The organism is Aliivibrio wodanis, assembly GCF_052920805.1.
In genome coordinates this window covers 2171174-2188496 of sequence record NZ_JBREXA010000002.1, presented here as the reverse complement: position 1 = coordinate 2188496, position 17323 = coordinate 2171174, and the positions used below count along the sequence as shown (strand labels likewise).

The 17323-nt window shown below is 37.9% G+C and carries 17 protein-coding genes and 1 pseudogene; 14 read left to right on the top strand and 4 right to left on the bottom strand.

Annotation, left to right across the window (positions count from 1 at the left end; genetic code table 11):
• Positions 1-11 precede the first annotated feature (11 nt).
• The 11 genes and pseudogenes from neuC to ACU5DF_RS18015 all read left to right on the top strand — a co-directional run bounded on the left by neuC (position 12) and on the right by ACU5DF_RS18015 (position 9508).
• Positions 12-1181 (top strand): UDP-N-acetylglucosamine 2-epimerase, encoded by a 1170-nt coding sequence (neuC, locus tag ACU5DF_RS18065; protein WP_446714270.1) that lies wholly within the window; start codon positions 12-14, stop codon positions 1179-1181.
• 7 nt (positions 1182-1188) lie between these two features.
• Positions 1189-2262, top strand: a complete 1074-nt coding sequence (neuB, locus tag ACU5DF_RS18060) for an N-acetylneuraminate synthase (RefSeq protein ID WP_446713769.1) — start codon at positions 1189-1191, stop codon at positions 2260-2262.
• Positions 2255-2900: pseudogene (locus tag ACU5DF_RS18055) on the top strand (acetyltransferase). Before neuB ends, ACU5DF_RS18055 begins: the two are co-directional and overlap by 8 nt.
• 15 nt (positions 2901-2915) lie before the next feature.
• Entirely contained in the window at positions 2916-3974 is a 1059-nt protein-coding gene (locus tag ACU5DF_RS18050) for a nucleotidyltransferase family protein (RefSeq protein ID WP_446713768.1), read from the top strand.
• 5 nt (positions 3975-3979) lie between these two features.
• Positions 3980-4957 (top strand): Gfo/Idh/MocA family protein, encoded by a 978-nt coding sequence (locus ACU5DF_RS18045; protein ID WP_446713767.1) that lies wholly within the window; start codon positions 3980-3982, stop codon positions 4955-4957.
• A 15-nt stretch (positions 4958-4972) separates the two neighbouring features.
• Positions 4973-5662 carry an acylneuraminate cytidylyltransferase family protein gene (locus ACU5DF_RS18040; RefSeq protein WP_446713766.1) on the top strand — a complete coding sequence of 230 codons (690 nt, stop codon included), beginning with the start codon at positions 4973-4975 and terminating at the stop codon, positions 5660-5662.
• Entirely contained in the window at positions 5662-6432 is a 771-nt protein-coding gene (locus tag ACU5DF_RS18035; RefSeq protein WP_446713765.1) for an oxidoreductase, read from the top strand. The genes ACU5DF_RS18040 and ACU5DF_RS18035 overlap by 1 nt, the downstream gene beginning before the upstream one ends.
• A gap of 17 nt (positions 6433-6449) precedes the next feature.
• Complete coding sequence (locus ACU5DF_RS18030; RefSeq protein ID WP_446713764.1) at positions 6450-7592, top strand: N-acetyl sugar amidotransferase; 1143 nt, start codon at positions 6450-6452, stop codon at positions 7590-7592.
• On the top strand, positions 7589-8200 hold the full coding sequence (gene hisH / locus ACU5DF_RS18025) for an imidazole glycerol phosphate synthase subunit HisH (RefSeq protein WP_446713763.1): 612 nt from the start codon (positions 7589-7591) through the stop codon (positions 8198-8200). The genes ACU5DF_RS18030 and hisH overlap by 4 nt, the downstream gene beginning before the upstream one ends.
• 50 nt (positions 8201-8250) lie before the next feature.
• Positions 8251-8982 (top strand): HisA/HisF-related TIM barrel protein, encoded by a 732-nt coding sequence (locus tag ACU5DF_RS18020; RefSeq protein WP_446713762.1) that lies wholly within the window; start codon positions 8251-8253, stop codon positions 8980-8982.
• Positions 8969-9508, top strand: coding sequence for an acyltransferase (locus ACU5DF_RS18015; RefSeq protein WP_446713761.1), 540 nt, complete (start codon positions 8969-8971; stop codon positions 9506-9508). The genes ACU5DF_RS18020 and ACU5DF_RS18015 overlap by 14 nt, the downstream gene beginning before the upstream one ends.
• Positions 9509-9542: 34 nt before the next feature.
• On the opposite strand, the gene ACU5DF_RS18010 is transcribed toward ACU5DF_RS18015, so the two are convergent.
• The 4 genes from ACU5DF_RS18010 to rfaD form a co-directional block, all read right to left on the bottom strand.
• Positions 9543-10511: a polysialyltransferase family glycosyltransferase gene (locus ACU5DF_RS18010; RefSeq protein WP_446713760.1), complete on the bottom strand. Its 969-nt coding sequence runs from the start codon at positions 10509-10511 to the stop codon at positions 9543-9545.
• Between the two features lie 45 nt (positions 10512-10556).
• A complete protein-coding gene (gene waaA / locus ACU5DF_RS18005; RefSeq protein WP_446713759.1) occupies positions 10557-11819 on the bottom strand; it encodes a lipid IV(A) 3-deoxy-D-manno-octulosonic acid transferase in 1263 nt (420 codons plus the stop codon).
• A complete protein-coding gene (waaF, locus tag ACU5DF_RS18000) occupies positions 11813-12883 on the bottom strand; it encodes a lipopolysaccharide heptosyltransferase II (RefSeq protein WP_446713758.1) in 1071 nt (356 codons plus the stop codon). Before waaF ends, waaA begins: the two co-directional genes overlap by 7 nt.
• 191 nt (positions 12884-13074) lie before the next feature.
• The gene (gene rfaD, locus ACU5DF_RS17995) at positions 13075-14016 is read right to left on the bottom strand and encodes an ADP-glyceromanno-heptose 6-epimerase (protein WP_446713757.1); all 942 of its coding nucleotides are present in this window, start codon (positions 14014-14016) and stop codon (positions 13075-13077) included.
• 477 nt (positions 14017-14493) lie between these two features.
• On the opposite strand from rfaD, the gene ACU5DF_RS17990 reads away from it, so the two are divergent.
• The 3 genes from ACU5DF_RS17990 (at position 14494) to ACU5DF_RS17980 (ending at position 17230) form a co-directional block, all read left to right on the top strand.
• Complete coding sequence (locus tag ACU5DF_RS17990) at positions 14494-15939, top strand: MBL fold metallo-hydrolase RNA specificity domain-containing protein (RefSeq protein ID WP_446713756.1); 1446 nt, start codon at positions 14494-14496, stop codon at positions 15937-15939.
• Between the two features lie 180 nt (positions 15940-16119).
• The gene (locus tag ACU5DF_RS17985) at positions 16120-16467 is read left to right on the top strand and encodes a four helix bundle protein (RefSeq protein ID WP_045100967.1); all 348 of its coding nucleotides are present in this window, start codon (positions 16120-16122) and stop codon (positions 16465-16467) included.
• A gap of 115 nt (positions 16468-16582) precedes the next feature.
• Complete coding sequence (locus ACU5DF_RS17980) at positions 16583-17230, top strand: TetR/AcrR family transcriptional regulator (RefSeq protein WP_446713755.1); 648 nt, start codon at positions 16583-16585, stop codon at positions 17228-17230.
• Positions 17231-17323 lie beyond the last annotated feature (93 nt).

The following is a 17323-nucleotide window of genomic DNA, read 5'->3' as shown; positions in this document are numbered from 1 at the left end:
AGTAAGTCATGATGAATAAGAAAGTAGCGGTTTTTACAGGAACAAGAGCAGAATATGGTCTGCTCTTTTGGCTTTTAAAAGATATCCAAAATGATCCAGAGCTTCAATTACAACTTTTGGTCTCTGGCATGCACTTATCTCCAGAGTTCGGAGAAACCTACCAGCAAATAGAAGCCGATGGGTTTGTGATTGATGACAAGATAGAGATTCTTCTTTCATCTGATTCAGCAGTTGGCACAGCCAAAAGTATGGGACTTGGTGTATTAGGTTTTGCAGATTCTCTTGCACGCTTGCAACCTGATGTTCTAGTTATCCTTGGTGACCGTTTTGAAGCGTTAGCTGCGGCACAAACCGCAATGATCATGCGTATTCCTATTGTCCATCTACATGGTGGTGAGATCACTGAAGGCGCTTATGATGATGCTATTCGTCATGCGATCACTAAACTTAGTTACTTGCACGGAACATCAACGGAAGATTATCGCCAACGTGTTATACAATTAGGTGAAGATCCGAGTCGAGTACAGAATGTTGGGGCGATTGGGTTAGATCATTTAAAACGTGCAACCTTTATGAGCGTACCTGAGTTATCTAAATCATTGGATTTCACTCTAGATAAGCCTTTTTTTTTAGTGACTTATCATCCAGTAACCTTAGGTAATGAAGCGCCTGAAGAGAGTTTTCGTGCTTTATTAAATACGTTAAATGAGTATCCAGATCATCAAGTTATTTTAACCTATCCAAATGCTGATGATGGTGGGCGACGTATAATCCCAATCCTTGAAGAGTACGCGCGTAATAACCCAACGCGAGTATTAGCAATCCCTTCTTTAGGGCAAGTTCGTTACCTTAGTTCAGTTATGCACGCTACTGCTGTTATTGGTAATTCATCAAGCGGAATTATTGAAGTTCCTGCTTTTGATGTTCCAACTGTTAATATTGGTTCAAGACAAAAAGGGCGCTTAGCCGCTAAGAGTGTATTGAATGTGGAACCAGATCAGCAATCAATTTCAGACGCTATACAAGTTGCTATAGACCGAACTTATAAACTTGTTGATGAGGAGATCCATAATCCATATGGTCAAGGTGATACTAGCGGTAAAGTGATTGAAATGATTAAATCGTTGCAATTCACACCAAGTAAAACGTTTTACGATATAACTTTTAACGATGTAGAGTGAGAGAGTCATGACATTAATTATTGCAGAAGCTGGCGTTAACCATAATGGGGATGAAAATCTTGCCTTTCAACTTGTTGATGCGGCTTATCACGCAGGTGCTGACATTGTTAAATTTCAAACGTTTAAAGCGAAGAATCTAGTAACAGAAGATGCAGTTCAAGCTGAATACCAAGTTACTAATACTCAAAAACAAGAATCACAATTAGCAATGTTAAGTCGATTAGAGCTTTCTTATGAAGTTCACCATCAGCTAGTTAAGCATTGTGAATCGTTAGGTATTGAGTTTCTATCTACTGCTTTTGACTCTGAAAGCTTAGATTTTTTAGTGAATGATTTAGGATTAACACGTTTAAAAATTCCATCTGGCGAAATCACGAATGCGCCATTGGTTCTGGAGCACGCTCGTACTGGATGTGATTTAATTGTCTCTACTGGCATGGCAACCTTGTCAGAAATTGAAGCTGTATTAGGCGTCATTGCTTTTGGTTATGTAGCAGATAAAGTAGCAGAGCCAAGTGAGTTAGCTTTTCAGCAAGCTTATGCTTCAGAGCAAGGTCAGAAAGAACTAAAACAAAAAGTAACGATCTTACATTGCACAACAGAATACCCGGCTCCAATGGCTGAAATCAATCTCAAAGCAATGGATACATTAGGTCGTGCATTTGAGTTACCTGCAGGCTATTCAGATCACAGTGCAGGGATCACCATTCCAATTGCTGCTGTTGCTCGTGGTGCGGTTTTAATTGAAAAGCACTTTACGTTAGATAAAAACATGGAAGGCCCAGATCATAAAGCCTCTTTAGAGCCTCAAGAATTAACAGCTATGGTAAGCGCAATACGCCAAGTTGAAGTTGCTTTGGGTGTCGGAGTAAAAAGTCCAACGGTATCAGAAGTAAAAAACAAAGCCGTTGCACGTAAAAGTTTAGTGGCAGCGAAAGCGATTCAACAAGGTGATCTTATTACAGCAGATAACCTCACAATTAAACGTCCAGGGTCGGGCATGTCGCCATACCACTACTGGGCGCTATTGAATCAACCTGCAAATCAAGATTATAAAGCAGGAGATTTAATTGTTGAGTAAGACAGAGTTAAAGCCTCTGGTTGTGATTGGAGGAGGAGGTCATGCAAGTGTATTAGTCGATATCCTTCGTTCACAACAGCGTGAAGTTCTTGCTATTGTTAGCCCTGAGGATATTAGTCAGCGTCGTGTTTTTTCTGGTCTAATACATCTTAAAAATGATGACGATGTACTTGGTTTTGCACCTAACGAAGTACATTTAGTTAATGGCGTAGGTATGCTTCCTAAAGTCAGGGTTAAAGCGAAAAATTAATGAATATTTTCTCTCTCTTGGATATTCATTTGAAACCGTGATTTCTGATAGCGCTCAAGTATCCTCATTTGCTGAAATAGAGCAAGGTGCTCAAATATTTTCAGGGACTATCATTCAAGCCGGTGTTGTAATTGGTGCTCACACTATTATTAATAGTGGTGTAATTATTGAGCATGATTGCCATATTGGTAAATATAACCATATCGCACCTAAAGCAACATTATGTGGTCAAGTAACAACCCATAATGGTGTTTATATTGGTGCTAGCGCGACGGTTATTCAAAATATTACGCTTGAGCAAGGTTCAATTGTTGGTGCGGGTGCTATAGTGACTAAAAATATATCTTCTGAACAAATCTGCTATCCAAGCCGTTCGGTATTGAAATAAGTAATAAGGTAAGTCATGAGTTATTCTTGGAAAAAAGTATTAATTAAACCAGAATCTACCATTGTTGATGCACTAAGAGTTATTGATAACGAAGCATTAAGAATTGCGTTAGTTGTGAATGATGAACAACAGCTTTTAGGTGTTGTAGCAGATGGTGATATTCGTAGAGGTATCTTAAATAACTTACCTTTAAATACTCCTGTAGTAGATATCATGAGCGGTTCACCTATTACGGCCTCAGTGAATACAGCAAAAGAGCAGTTAGTCAAATTAATGGAAAGCAAAGGAATTCTTGCTATCCCATTAATGGAAGGAAATAAAGTTGTAGGGTTAGAAACTCTTCATCATTTATTTGAAGAAAAAACCTATCACAACCCTGTATTCATCATGGCTGGTGGTTTTGGTACACGCTTACGCCCCCTAACAGATACTTGTCCTAAACCTATGCTTAAAATTGGTAATAAGCCAATTTTAGAAACCGTTATTCGTAGCTTTATTAAAGCTGGTTTCGTGAATTTCTACATATCTACACACTACATGCCAGAACAAATTCAGAACCATTTTGGTGATGGATCTGATTTAGGTGTAAAGATCAGCTATGTTCATGAAGATTCTCCTTTAGGCACAGGTGGGGCTTTGGGTCTACTTCCTGATGACTTACCACAAGATTTACCGTTAATAATGATGAATGGTGATGTACTAACCAAGGTCGATTTTGAGCGTCTATTAGATTTCCATACAGAAAACCAAGCTGATGCAACCATGTGTGTTCGCGAATACGATTACCAGATCCCTTATGGGGTAATTAATGGAGAAGGGAACAAGATCACCAGTATGGTAGAGAAGCCAATTCAACGTTTCTTTGTTAATGCAGGTATTTATGTTGTATCGCCACGCGTGATCCAGTCGGTTCCTGAAAACCACCATATTGATATGCCAACATTACTAGAACAGCATATGAATGAGCGCGATAACATTCTTATGTTCCCTATTCATGAGTACTGGTTAGATATCGGTCGTATGGATGATTTTAATCGTGCTCAAGCGGATATTCATACTTTGGGGTTGGATTAATTATTATGCATCACACCATGAGTAAAGTTGCCGTTATTGGATTAGGAAATATAGCGACTCGCCATCGTCGTAATTTGAAGAGCCTATTTCCGAATGTTGAATTATTGGTGATGTCGGCAAGTGGACGTATACCGACAGAAGAAATCAGTGATAGCGATGGTATTGTAACTAGTATTGAGGCTTTAATTGAAGCTAATGTTGAGTTAGTTATTGTTGCATCACCAGCGCCTTTTCATGCTCAGCATTCCATACCCTTAATAGAGGCGGGTATTCCTACTTTAATTGAAAAGCCAGTAACAACCACTTGTGAAGATGCGAATGCAATTAAAAAAGCGATAGATGAACATGGGACGTCTGTAGCTGTTGGTTATTGTTTACGTTATCTTCCTTCGGCTCAAAAGCTGAAAATATTATTAGATAATAAGGCGATTGGTACTTTATATAATGCGCATATTGAGATAGGGCAATACCTTCCTGATTGGCGTCCAAGTAAAGACTACCGAGAGTGTGTTTCTGCAAATGAAAAGCTTGGCGGTGGTGCTTTATTCGAGCTTAGTCATGAGCTTGATTATGCTCAATGGCTGCTAGGTCCATTAGATCTCCAGCATGCTATTTTACGCTCATCTGATGAATTAGCTCTTCAAGTCGAAGATATGGCTGATATTTTAACGTTAACAGAGTCAGGTGCCGTAGCAAGCATTCATCTTGATTTTCTACAGCGCAAAGCGCATCGCCAATGCAGCTTTGTTGGTAGTGAAGGGCGTATTGATTGGGATCTTATTTTGAATCAACTAACTCTTACAACAGCAGCAGAAACAAAGGTTCTTTATAGTGAATCAGAGTGGGATAAAAACCAAATGTATTTGGCAATGGTGACTGATTTCATTCAAATGATTCAGCAACAACCTCATAATTGTATTACAGTGAATGACGCTTCATTAATCGTCGATTTGATTAGTCAAATTAAACAGAAAGCTTGTTAATAGTAGAGAAATTAAATGAAAAATTTTGCGTTCATTTTTGCTCGCGGAGGATCAAAAGGTCTACCAGGGAAAAATATTAAGCCGCTAGCAGGCAAGCCGTTATTACAATATTCTGTTGATACAGCGATTGCCTCTCCATCAATTGATAAAGTATTTGTTTCAACGGATGACAGTGACATAGCAAAGGTTGCGGTTGAATCAGGCGCTATTTTAATTGAAAGACCTGCTGAACTCGCTACAGATACAAGCCCTGAATGGCTCTCTTGGCGTCATGCTATTGAGTGGGCTGAAGTACATTACGGTAAATTTGATGGTTTTGTAAGTTTACCTGCGACAAGCCCTTTACGTGGAGTTGAAGACGTAGAAGCTGCAATAGAAAAGCGTAGCAAAGTAGATGCCGATATTTGTATTTCAGTGACACCAGCAAGCCGTAGTCCTTTCTTTAATATGGTAAAAGAGACGCAAGATGGTTTTGTTGAGTTAGTAAATAAACCAAAATCAGATGTTACTCGTCGTCAAGATGCCCCTGAAGTATTTGATATCACAACCGTTGTATATGCAACGACTCCATACTTTGTATTAAATAATTATGGGTTGTTCACCGGTAAAGTAACCAGTATTGAAGTGCCTAAAGTGCGAGCTGTCGATATTGATGATATTTATGATTTTAGAATGGCAGAAGCTATTTTACAGGATGCGAAGTAATGGAAAAACTATTAGAAAATAAAACCATTTTAATTGCCGGTGCGGGTGGCCTATTAGGAACACGTTTAGTACCTGCAATCACTGCACAAGGTGGACAGGTGATTGCTGCTGATATTAATATAGAAGTAATGACAGAGCGTTTAGTATCTTTAGGTGTCGATATTGATAATGACAATTTAACGTTGACTACGTTAGATGTGACAAATGAAGAGAGTGTGAGTCAGTTATTTAGCAACCATAGCACCATTGATGGTGCAGTCAATTCAACTTATCCTCGAAATAAAACTTATGGTGCGCATTTTTTTGATGTTTCATTAGAGAGTTTTAATGAAAACTTATCGTTGCATTTAGGAAGTGCATTCTTATTTACTCAGCAATGTGCGAGTTACTTTAAAAAGCATGAGAATCCTCTTTCTTTAGTTAATATTTCATCAATCTATGGTGTTGTTGCACCTAAATTTGAAATATATGATAATACTGCAATGACTATGCCTGTAGAATATGCAGCGATAAAATCTGCAATTCAGCATCTTAATAAATATACGGTTGCTTATGTTAATGATAGCCGTTTCCGCATTAACAGTGTGAGTCCTGGGGGTATTTTTGACTATCAACCAGATGCATTTCTAGAGGCATACAAAACTAAAACTCATGGTGCGGGTATGCTTGATGTAGAAGAAGTTATAGGCTCAATTTTATTTTTACTATCAGAACAATCTCGTTATGTGACGGGACAGAATATTATTGTTGATGATGGCTTTAGTTTATAAATTTAATAAGGTTAATTATGAAGAAGATCTTTTGGTGTAAAACTTGCCTCAACATGTCAACAAGACCACGTATATCATTTGATGATAATGGTAGTTGTAACGCGTGTAATTGGAAAGATGAGAAAAAAAACCTTGATTGGGATGCAAGAAAGGTTGAATTGGGTCAGTTATTAGATAAATATCGTTCATCTAATGGTAAAGGGTTCGATTGTATTGTTCCTGTTAGCGGTGGTAAAGATGGCTCATATGTAGCTTATACTCTGAAGCATAAATATGGTATGAACCCACTAGCAGTAACCATTCGTCCTGCTTTAAGTTTGGAGTTGGGCGATGAAAATTTATCTAACTTTATTGATTCCGGTTATAACCATATTCATATTTCACCTGACGCAAAAATCATGCAGAAGCTTAATAAGTTAGGCTTTATTGAAAAAGGTTTTCCATACTATGGTTGGTTAATTGCAATCAAAACTGCAGTTATTCAGACGGCTATGAACTTTGGCATACCTCTTATCTTTTATGGTGAAGATGGTGAAGTTGAATACGGTGGTTCAACTGAGAGTAAATATAATCCACTTTATGATATAGAGTATATGAAGCGTGTTTACTTTGAGGGCGGATACGATAAAGTTTTTGAAGAAATTCTAAAACAAGAAGATGTTCAGGAAGGTAATTTAGCATTTTGGAATTTCCCAACAGATGAACAAGTTGCTGAATCTAAACTTGCCTTTACTCATTGGTCTTATTTTGAAGCATGGGATTCATACCGTAACTACGTTGTTGCAAAAGAACATTGTGGCTTAAAAGAGAAAGAAGAAGGTACCGCAGGCACATTCACTAATTTCTCTCAAAATGATCAAGCATTATATTCGTTACATGCATATTTGATGTATCTGAAGTTTGGTTTTGGTAGAGCGACTCAAGATGCCGGTATCGAAATTCGACGTGGTGCAATGACTAGAGATCAGGCTTTAAATTTAGTAATGGCATATGATAATCAGTACCCATATGAATTTATTGATCTTTATCTTGAATACTATCAAATGTCGAAAGGTGAATTTGATGAAGTGCTGGATAAATATGCAAATAAAGATTTATTTGAAAAGATTGATGGTATCTGGGAACCTAAATTTACAGTTAGTGAAGACTTCAAAATATGAGAATAGCTATTGTTGACTATGGGATGGGAAATATATCTTCTATAGTCAGTGCATTACGATATATTGGTGTAGACGATATAATTATTTCAAATAATCCAGAAGAATTAGCGGGTGCAGATAAGTTAATTCTTCCTGGAGTTGGAAACTATGCTAATGCAGCTAAAAAAGTTGTAAATCTAAACTTAAAAGAAATACTTCATAAACTCGTTGTTGTAGAAAAAAAACCAATACTAGGTATTTGTTTAGGTATGCAAATCCTTGGTTTATCAAGTACTGAAAGTGGGCTCAATCAAGGGTTAGGTTTTGTTGACGGATGTGTTGATAAATTTGAAGGTTGTAATCTAAAAATTCCACATGTTGGTTATAATCAAGTGTCTCCAAATCAAAGTAGTCGACTTTACGATGGATTATCAAATAGCCCTGATTTTTATTTTACACATAGTTTTAAGATGATGTCTGAATCAGATATTGGAGAATCTATGACTTGTTATGGTAATAGCTTTATCGCGAGCTTCGAAGTCGGTAACATTGCAGGAGTGCAATTCCACCCAGAGCTAAGTCAAACAAATGGTTTGAAATTGTTACAAAACTTTGTAGAGCGTTTTTGATGTTAAGAGATAGATTGATTTTCAGCCTAATTTATAGTGATGGTGCATTTATGCAAAGTCGAAATTTTAGGCTGCAACGGGTAGGTGATATTAATTGGTTAGAGCGTAATTATAAATTTCAAAAAATTTCATTTTCATTAGATGAGCTTGTTGTTTTAAATGCTTCGAGAAAAAGTAAAGATATAGTTGATTTCTCTAAGGTTGTTAATCGATTAGTTAATGATGTTTTCATTCCTGTTGCTGCTGGTGGTGGTATTCGAAGTCTAGCAGATGCAGATCTACTTTTTTTAAATGGTGCCGATAAAGTAATACTGAATTCACCGTTATATGAATTACCTGAATTAGCTGAAGATATTATTAAAAAGTATGGCTCACAAAGTTTAGTAGCTTGTGTGGACTATAAATTAATTGATACAGTACCGACTATATTTATTAATGACGGAACCAAAAAATTAGACCTAAGTATATCTGAATATTTGAAAAAAATTCAGTTATGTGGTGTAGGTGAAATTATATTAAATTCAATAGATCAAGATGGTACCGGCTTTGGTTATGATATTGACACTATATCTCAGATTTCTTCATTGCTTAATGTTCCACTTATTATAATGGGAGGAGCGGGTAATGAAAATCACTTAAAGGATGGTATTGAATTGGATAATGTTTCAGCCGTAGCTACTGCTAATCTATTTAATTTTATAGGTAATGGTTTGCCAAAGGCTAGAGAATATCTAATCAATCAATCTATAAATCTTGCAAGGTGGATTGATGTTGATAAATGATATTTATAAAAAATATCAGTTTTGTAAAGTGGCAGATCGGATTGGTCCAGATATGCCATTTTCTCATTGGAAATTATATTTTCAAAGTGAGATGAAGAAACTATGTAAGAGTAAATTTAAATTATTTTCTTCTGGGGCTGATTTTCGAGCTGGAGCTTATGCTGTCCAGTGCTCTAATATATCTTTAGGTGAAAATGTTGTTATACGGCCTGGTACGATGATTTTTGCAGATAAAGATGCTGAAGTTAAAATTGACAATAATGTAATGGTAGGGGCTGGAGTTCATTTTTATGTGAATAATCATAAATTTGAAAGACGAGACATTCCATTAATAGAGCAAGGCTACTATCCATCAGAAAGTATTCATATTAATAATGGAGCTTGGATTGGTGCTAATAGTATAATTCTTCCAGGGGTTACTATTGGAATAAACTCGGTGATTGGTGCTGGTAGTATAGTGACCAGGTCTATACCGGATCATTCTGTTGCAGTTGGCTGCCCTGCAAAAGTAATAAAAAAACTTTAAGAGATAAGTAGCAGTCAACTCCAAGCTGCTACGATTATTTAAGTTGTTTAGCCATATGGTTATTTGTTAAATTTGGGGTGGAGAATTGAGATAAATTGTTTGATGTTATTATCTCTAAAGGGATTTCATTATATATAATAGATAATGTATAAAGTGCAGTTGATGAATACCCAATTAATTTTGAAAGCGATAAATTAGATTTTGAAATCTCTAATTCTAAAGGCATTGTTGAGTTGTGGTATTTAATGCGATTTATGGATTCAATTTTATCTCTTATTTTTTTTGTTTCCATTCTATGAGGGAAATAAACTATATCTTTAGTTGTATTGTCTAATATTTTATTTATTTCTTTCAAATAGTCACTTAGTTTAATACAATCTTTTCCAGCATCAACATTGGCCTCACCTATAAACCCTATTGGTGATTTAATATTAAAGCTGTTTTCTGTAAGTAAGTTTTTTCTTAGTCCTTCCATATTGTTTTTTGTTATTCTACAGTGATTTTTTTTTAGATTGAAGATAGTGAATATTTCTAAATTTTTATTAAACGGAATATAAGTAGCTGGTTTTATCTTTTGAAATCTAATTAATAAGTCATTAAGTAGACGTTTTCTTTGGTATGGTTTCTTAGTTACAATTAGTTCTTCGTACTCAATTAGAGTTGCAGAGCCATCATCAATATATATCAATTTTGCTGATGGGAAATTTGCCATAAATAGGTTGCTTCTCCATCCATGATATTCACTAAGAATAAGTCGTTCTATTTTTTCATTCTTATTTTTTATTTTATTAATTACTCTAGGTATTCTAAGGGTTCTTTGACTACGAGGAATGCTTATTATTTCATCCCAAACAGTTTTATCTAATATGTACTCCATGTTTTTTTTACCGCGTTCCACATCTTGCTCCACAATGACTAAAGTATTGTTTTTAGTTTTATAGTGAAGTCTTGCTTCATTAGCACAAATATACTGAAAGGGAGATGTCACAAGAAAAACGTTCATGAAAATTAACCTTATTTGATTTAGGTATTATTATTAATACAGTAATTATATACTTGAGATAGAGACCGAACGATTTAAAGCACCTTGATTATTCTGAACAACACTAGAAGCCGCACTTTGAAGTGATTTATATTCCGCGTTACTCTCAATCAACTTAATGATGCTATTTCCAATCTGTACTGGTTCACAGACAATAATCCCTTTTTCTGCTCGTAACGTATCCACAATCTCTTTAAAATTAAAATAGCTCGGCCCTGTAATCACAGGTACACCAAGCGCAGCAGGCTCTAACACATTATGCCCACCAACCTTATCACCTAATAGACTTCCGCCCATAAAGCAGACATCAGCAGCGCCCATCAGCACAAGCATTTCACCCATGGTATCACCAAGGTAGACTTGAGTTTCAGCTGTGACACTTTCATTGGAGGTGCGTCTTACGCTCTCAAATCCTGACTCTTTACTTAAATCAAACATATCATCAAAGCGTTCAGGGTGGCGAGGTACCAAAATTAACAAGGCGTTAGGGTGCTCTTTCAATACTTCTTTATGAGCATCAAGAACTTGTTCATCTTCGCCTTTATGGGTACTAGCTGCAATCCAAATAGGGCGGTCATTGCCTAATAGCCGACGTAACTCTTGGCCTTGCTGTTTTATCTCATCAGAGATCTGAATATCAAACTTGATAGAGCCAGTAACGCATAATCTTTCTTTATTGATACCTAAACGTGCAAAGCGATCTGCATCCGCTTGGGTTTGGCACAGTACTTTTGTTAAGTGCTTACTTAGCTCGGTAAAAACAGGCTGAATTTTGGCGTAGCCTTGGCAAGATTTCTCAGATAAACGTGCGTTAACCACATAAATAGGAATATTAGTTTTACCTACAGAATGTAAGGTATTTGGCCATAACTCTGTTTCAATGATGAGTAACTTAGTTGGTTTAACCGCTTTTAAGAAACCGTTTACAGCAAATGAAAAATCAATTGGCATATAACGGTGTTCAACTAAATCACCCAGTTTAGCAATCTGCTCTGCACCTGTGCTTGTGGTGGTGGTTACTAGGATCGGTTGCTCTGGATTTTGCTTTTTTAATGCTTTGATTAATGGCGTTGCAGCAATGGCTTCCCCAACAGAAACGGCATGGATCCAAAGTGGCTGCTCATTTTTTTTTAATGCAGGTGTAAAGCCAAAATGCTCTTTCCAGCGTTCACCAAACTGAGGTTTGTTTGGTTTTTTTTTATATAAACCAAACAATAGAACAGGGGAAAGAAGCGTTAACAGTAGAGTGTAAACTAGTCGGATTAACATGAAGTAACCTGAATTACAGATTCATTCGAAATATTTTTAGGACTAATTTTGTCAAGTACTAACTGTGGGTTAAGTTCGGTTAAACACTTCAAATGCTTAAATTCACACTCGCGCTTAAAGCAAGGGCGACATTTAATATCAGTACTTACAATATCGACCTTCTCTGCCAATGGTGGCGTGTACTTTGGTGAGGTTGAGCCATAAACACCAACTACATGACAACCAACAGCAGCAGCTACGTGCATTAAGCCAGAGTCATTACTTACCACCGTTTTACAAGCTGCTAATAAATCAACAGCTTCAATTAAACTGGTATCGCCTGCAAGGTTAAATACGGATTTTTGATTATCAGAATCAACCAAGGACTTAATGGTTTCAGTGGTTTCTTTATCTTTAGCTGAGCCAAATAACCAGACTTGGTGGCCTTGATTAATCATCTCATTAGCAACAGCTGCATAGTGCTCAACAGGCCACTGTTTTGCTGGGCCAAATTCCGCACCAGGGCATAAGCCAAGTACCGATTTATCAGTAGATAGCGAAAACTTAGTCAGCGTTGCTTGTTGAACTTCAGTATCGATAGCAAGTTTTGGGCGTGGTAAGGTATCTAACCCACCTAACGAGCTTGAATCAATCATCTCAGATTTAGGATGTGCTAAAGCGACATAGCGCTCAACCATATACTGGAAAGACTTTTTGTTTGGACGTAAATCGTTTAGTAGGCCATAGCGCATTTCGCCTTTCCAACCGATGCGTTTTGGAATATCAGCAAACCAAGGGATCAAAGCAGATTTAGACGAGTTCGGGCAGATATAAGCATGGGTATAATTATTGGCTTTAAGTTGCTTACCTAAACGGCGGCGACCCAATAGGTCAATATCACCGTGGCCAAGCGGCATTTCAATTGCTTGGTTCACCTCTGGCATACGATCCAGAATAGGTTTACACCACGCAGGAGCCATCACATCAATAATAGCATCAGGGTGTTGTTGTTTAAGCGTGATATACAGTGATTGAGACATCACCATGTCGCCAACCCATGATGGGCCAATAATTAAAATTTTCATGTAATACCAATAATATCCATCAGCGAAGATCTTGCTAGAGACTAGAGACTAGAGACTAGAGACTAGAGACTATAAGAGCGTGTATAACTGATGTGGTAGCAAAGTCTCTCACACCAGTGCTTCTGCTCTTATAGAAGCAAAGCGGTCTAGTCTCTAGTTAGCGAAGCGTATAGCTTTTATTTCTTAGAGCTTTACTTATTAACAATCGCCATATACTCAGCAACACCATCAGCTACCGACTTAAACTCAACATCACAACCCGCAGCACGAAGCTTAGTTAAATCCGCTTGCGTAAACTCTTGGTAAGCGCCTTTCAAATGCTCAGGGAACGGAATGCTTTGAACTTCGCCTTTACCGTGGTGCTTAATTACTGCATCAGCAACAGCGCGGAACGGTTCAGCACGGCCAGTACCACAGTTATAGATACCAGATACGCCATTTTCTAAGAACCAAAGATTAACCGCAGCTACATCACCCACGTAAACGAAATCACGCTTAAACTGATCACTGCCTTCAAATAACTTAGGATCTTCACCCGCATTCATTTGGTTGTTTAAATGGAACGCAACCGAAGCCATAGAGCCTTTATGTTGCTCACGAGGGCCATATACATTGAAGTAACGGAAACCGGTAATTTGAGAAACCGTTTCACCGTGAGCTTCAGCATCAGCCCATAGGCGACGAACGTAGTTATCAAACTGCTGTTTAGAATAGCCGTAGACGTTTAATGCGCCTTCGTATTCACGTTCTTCAATGAAGGTATCAGTATCGCCATAGGTAGCAGCAGACGATGCATATAAGAATGGAATTTCACGTTCGATACAAAAATGAAGCACTTCTTTAGAGTATTCATAGTTGTTCATCATCATGTATTTACCATCCCACTCGGTCGTTGCAGAGCACGCGCCTTCGTGGAAAATAGCATCAATCGTACCAAAGTCATCACCCGCCATAATTTGCGTAATGAAGTCTTCTTTATCCATGTAATCAGTGATATCAAGATCTACTAGGTTCTTGAATTTCTTACCATCTTTTAGGTTATCAACCACTAAGATATCGTTAAAGCCGTTGTCGTTTAAAGACTTAACAATGTTGCTGCCAATCATGCCAGCGCCGCCAGTTACAATGATCATTTTGATACCACGATTTATTAAAATAATTGATTCGATTGTAGCAGAGAAGAAAAGCAGGCGCTACGCTTGAAAAGCAGGGTCGAGAATCGAGGAAAGGCAAAAATCGAGGTTTCAGGGCTCAGGTTTCAGGAAGGGCGAAAGAGCAGAATTCAGAGGCGATCGCGGAAGCTACAATAACTAAAGCTTTAGGGCGTGTTTTACTAGAGACTATACGCTACGCTAACTAGAAACTATAAGATCATATGCTGTGAGTTATTCATGAGATATGAACCGAAAAGCAAGTTGTAAGTTGATGAATGATGCGGATTGATTACGAATCGAATACGTAATGAATACAAATTGAGCTATAAAAGTTAAGGAAAGGAATGTACGAGTTAGTGATGTGCTTGATTAATCAGTATTACTGGCTTTTATAGTCTCTAGTCACGTAGTGAGCATAGTTAGCGAAGCGTATAGTTTATTTAAAATGGAGTACCCATGCCAACACCCCAAAAAAACTCAACCCAAGCCACCAACCTCGAAATCACCCTCAAACACCACGGTGGAAAACTCGGCGTCACCGGCTCTTGCCATGAACTCTGCATTAACCACAACGGCAACAACCACGGCATATTAATCGACTGCGGTTTATTTCAAGGAAAAGATGCCAAAGACAAAAATGGCAATGATAAAAAACTCGACATCGAATTCCCTATTTCACATCTCAAAGCTCTAATTCTTACTCATACCCACATCGATCATATCGGCCGCTTACCTTGGTTATTAGCAAAAGGCTTTAAGCAACCCATATACTGCACACCCGCCACCGCCGAGCTAGTTCCATTAATGCTAGATGATGGCTTAAAGCTACAACTCGGATTAAACAAAGGCCAAAGAGCAAGAGTATTAGAGTTAATAAAGAAACAAATAAAACCCATCCCATATAATCAATGGCACCGAATCGAGCTTTCTTCCCGCTCTTGCTCTAAATCTTCTCGCTCTGCCTTGAAAGCGAAGCGTCCTGAGCCCTTAAACCTGCTCTTAAGATTCCAACCCGCAGGCCACATCCTCGGCTCTGCGTATGTCGAAATTAAACTCCCAAACAATGAAATCGTCGTATTCTCAGGTGATCTCGGCCCATCAAATACCCCACTATTACCCGATCCTATCCCACCAAAACGTGCAGATTTACTAGTAATAGAAAGCACCTACGGCAACAAAATTCACGACAGCGTAGAAACCAGAGCCAAGCGATTACAACAAATAATAGAACGCTCATTGCAAGATGGCGGTGCAATCATCATCCCCGCATTTTCAGTAGGTCGAACCCAAGAGCTGCTGTTTGATATAGAACACCTAATTCATCATCATAAAATTGATTCAAAAATCCCAATCATCTTAGATTCCCCATTAGCCAACAAAGTCACCAAACAATACCGCCGATTTAAAAAACTGTGGAGCAAAGAAGCCAAAACTAAGCTCAACAATCAACGTCACCCACTTAACTTTGAACAATGCATCACCATTGAAAGCCACAAAGAGCACATGAGCTTAGTTAACCGATTAAAAACCACCGCTGAGCCCTGCATCATCGTTGCCGCGAGTGGAATGTGCGCCGGAGGTCGAGTGATGAATTATTTAGAAGCGTTACTTCCTGACAAGCGCACCGACATTATTCTTGCAGGATATCAAGCTCATGGCACTTTAGGGCGAGATCTGCAAAACCAAAAATCAACCGTATGGATTGATAGTCAGTCAGTAGAAGTTAAAGCACAAATTCATACCATGTCAGGCTACTCAGCTCATGCGGATAAAGCTGATTTAATTAGGTTTGTTGAAGGGATTGAGGAGGGGAGAAAGGAAGTGGTTGTGGTGCATGGGGAGGACTGCGTGCGCGAGGAGTTTGAGAGGGTGCTGGAGACTAGAAACTATACGCTGCGCTAACTAGAGATTATAAGTGCGGGTGTGTATTGGTGAGGGGGTTCTATATTTCCCAAGTATCAAATTAAAGAAGTGATATTTAGAGCAACTAGAGACTATACGCTGCGCTGACTAGAGGCTATAAGTGCGAGTATGTCTATCGGCGAGAGTTATTTAATCATTTATACAAAATAAGGATAAGAAGTGTTATTTGAAAAGTTAAAAGTATGGCAACGTTCTGCTCGTTTGGCTTGTGATGTTATTGAGTTATTTGAAGGGAATAGAAACTTTGCACTAAAAGATCAAATATTACGTTCATCATTATCTGTGCCTTCAAACATATCAGAAGGTGAAGAAAGAGAAACGATTAAGGAGAAAATTCGATTTTACTATTATGCTAAAGGTTCATGTGGCGAATTACTTACGCAGTTATTAATAGCAATTGAAACCTCAAGTGTGCCAAAAGAATCTGCGCTCCTTTTAGTTAAAGAAACACGAGAAATCGCAAAAGTTATCGCAACAATCATTGAAAAAGATAAGAGAAAAAAGTGAAGTGTGGGCTTTTGATCTTATAGTCTCTAGTTAGCGCAGCGTATAGTTTCTAGTTTCACATACTTTTTTCGGTTACAATTTAGCAATATTTGAATTTAATTGGCGCGGAAAGAGCATGAAAACAAAAGACAGAATAATCCTCGGTGCCTTAGAACTCTTCAACCAAAACGGTGAACGCAGTATAACCACTAACCACATCGCCGCTCATCTTGAGATTAGCCCAGGTAACCTTTATTACCATTTTCGTAATAAAGAAGAGATCATCAATGGTATTTTTGATAATTATGCTCAAGAGCTAAAAATACGATTTCAACCAATGGCAGAAGAAGAACAGTCAAGTATACCAGGTGTGCAGATTATGCTTACTTACCTGGACTCCATCTTTGTATTAATGTGGAACTACCGTTTTTTTTACGCCAACTTGCCAGACATTTTAAACCGAGATGCAAAGTTAAAACAGAAGTACACCAAAGCACAAAAGTCATTGAACGATAATTTATTATCTATTATGCAAAGCTTCCGAGAGACAGGCATTATTGCGCTTGAAGATGATGAGCTACAAGCCTTAACTAAAACACTGCATTTAGTCGCTTCTTGCTGGATAAATTATCAAACCGCGTTGCTATCAGATAAAGAAATTACAGAAGATATTATCTACCAAGGCATGTTACAGATGCTCAATGTTGTAAGACCAATGGCAACAGAACAAGGTCGAGTGCAGATATTAGCGTTAGAAGAGCATTATCAGAATAAATTGTTATAGAATTCATAATGATGGTAAGTTTTCTTACTGAGTTCAGGGGGATACTCTGAGCTCCTCTTCCTTTATTATTTCATCTGTTCTTGTGTGTTTTTT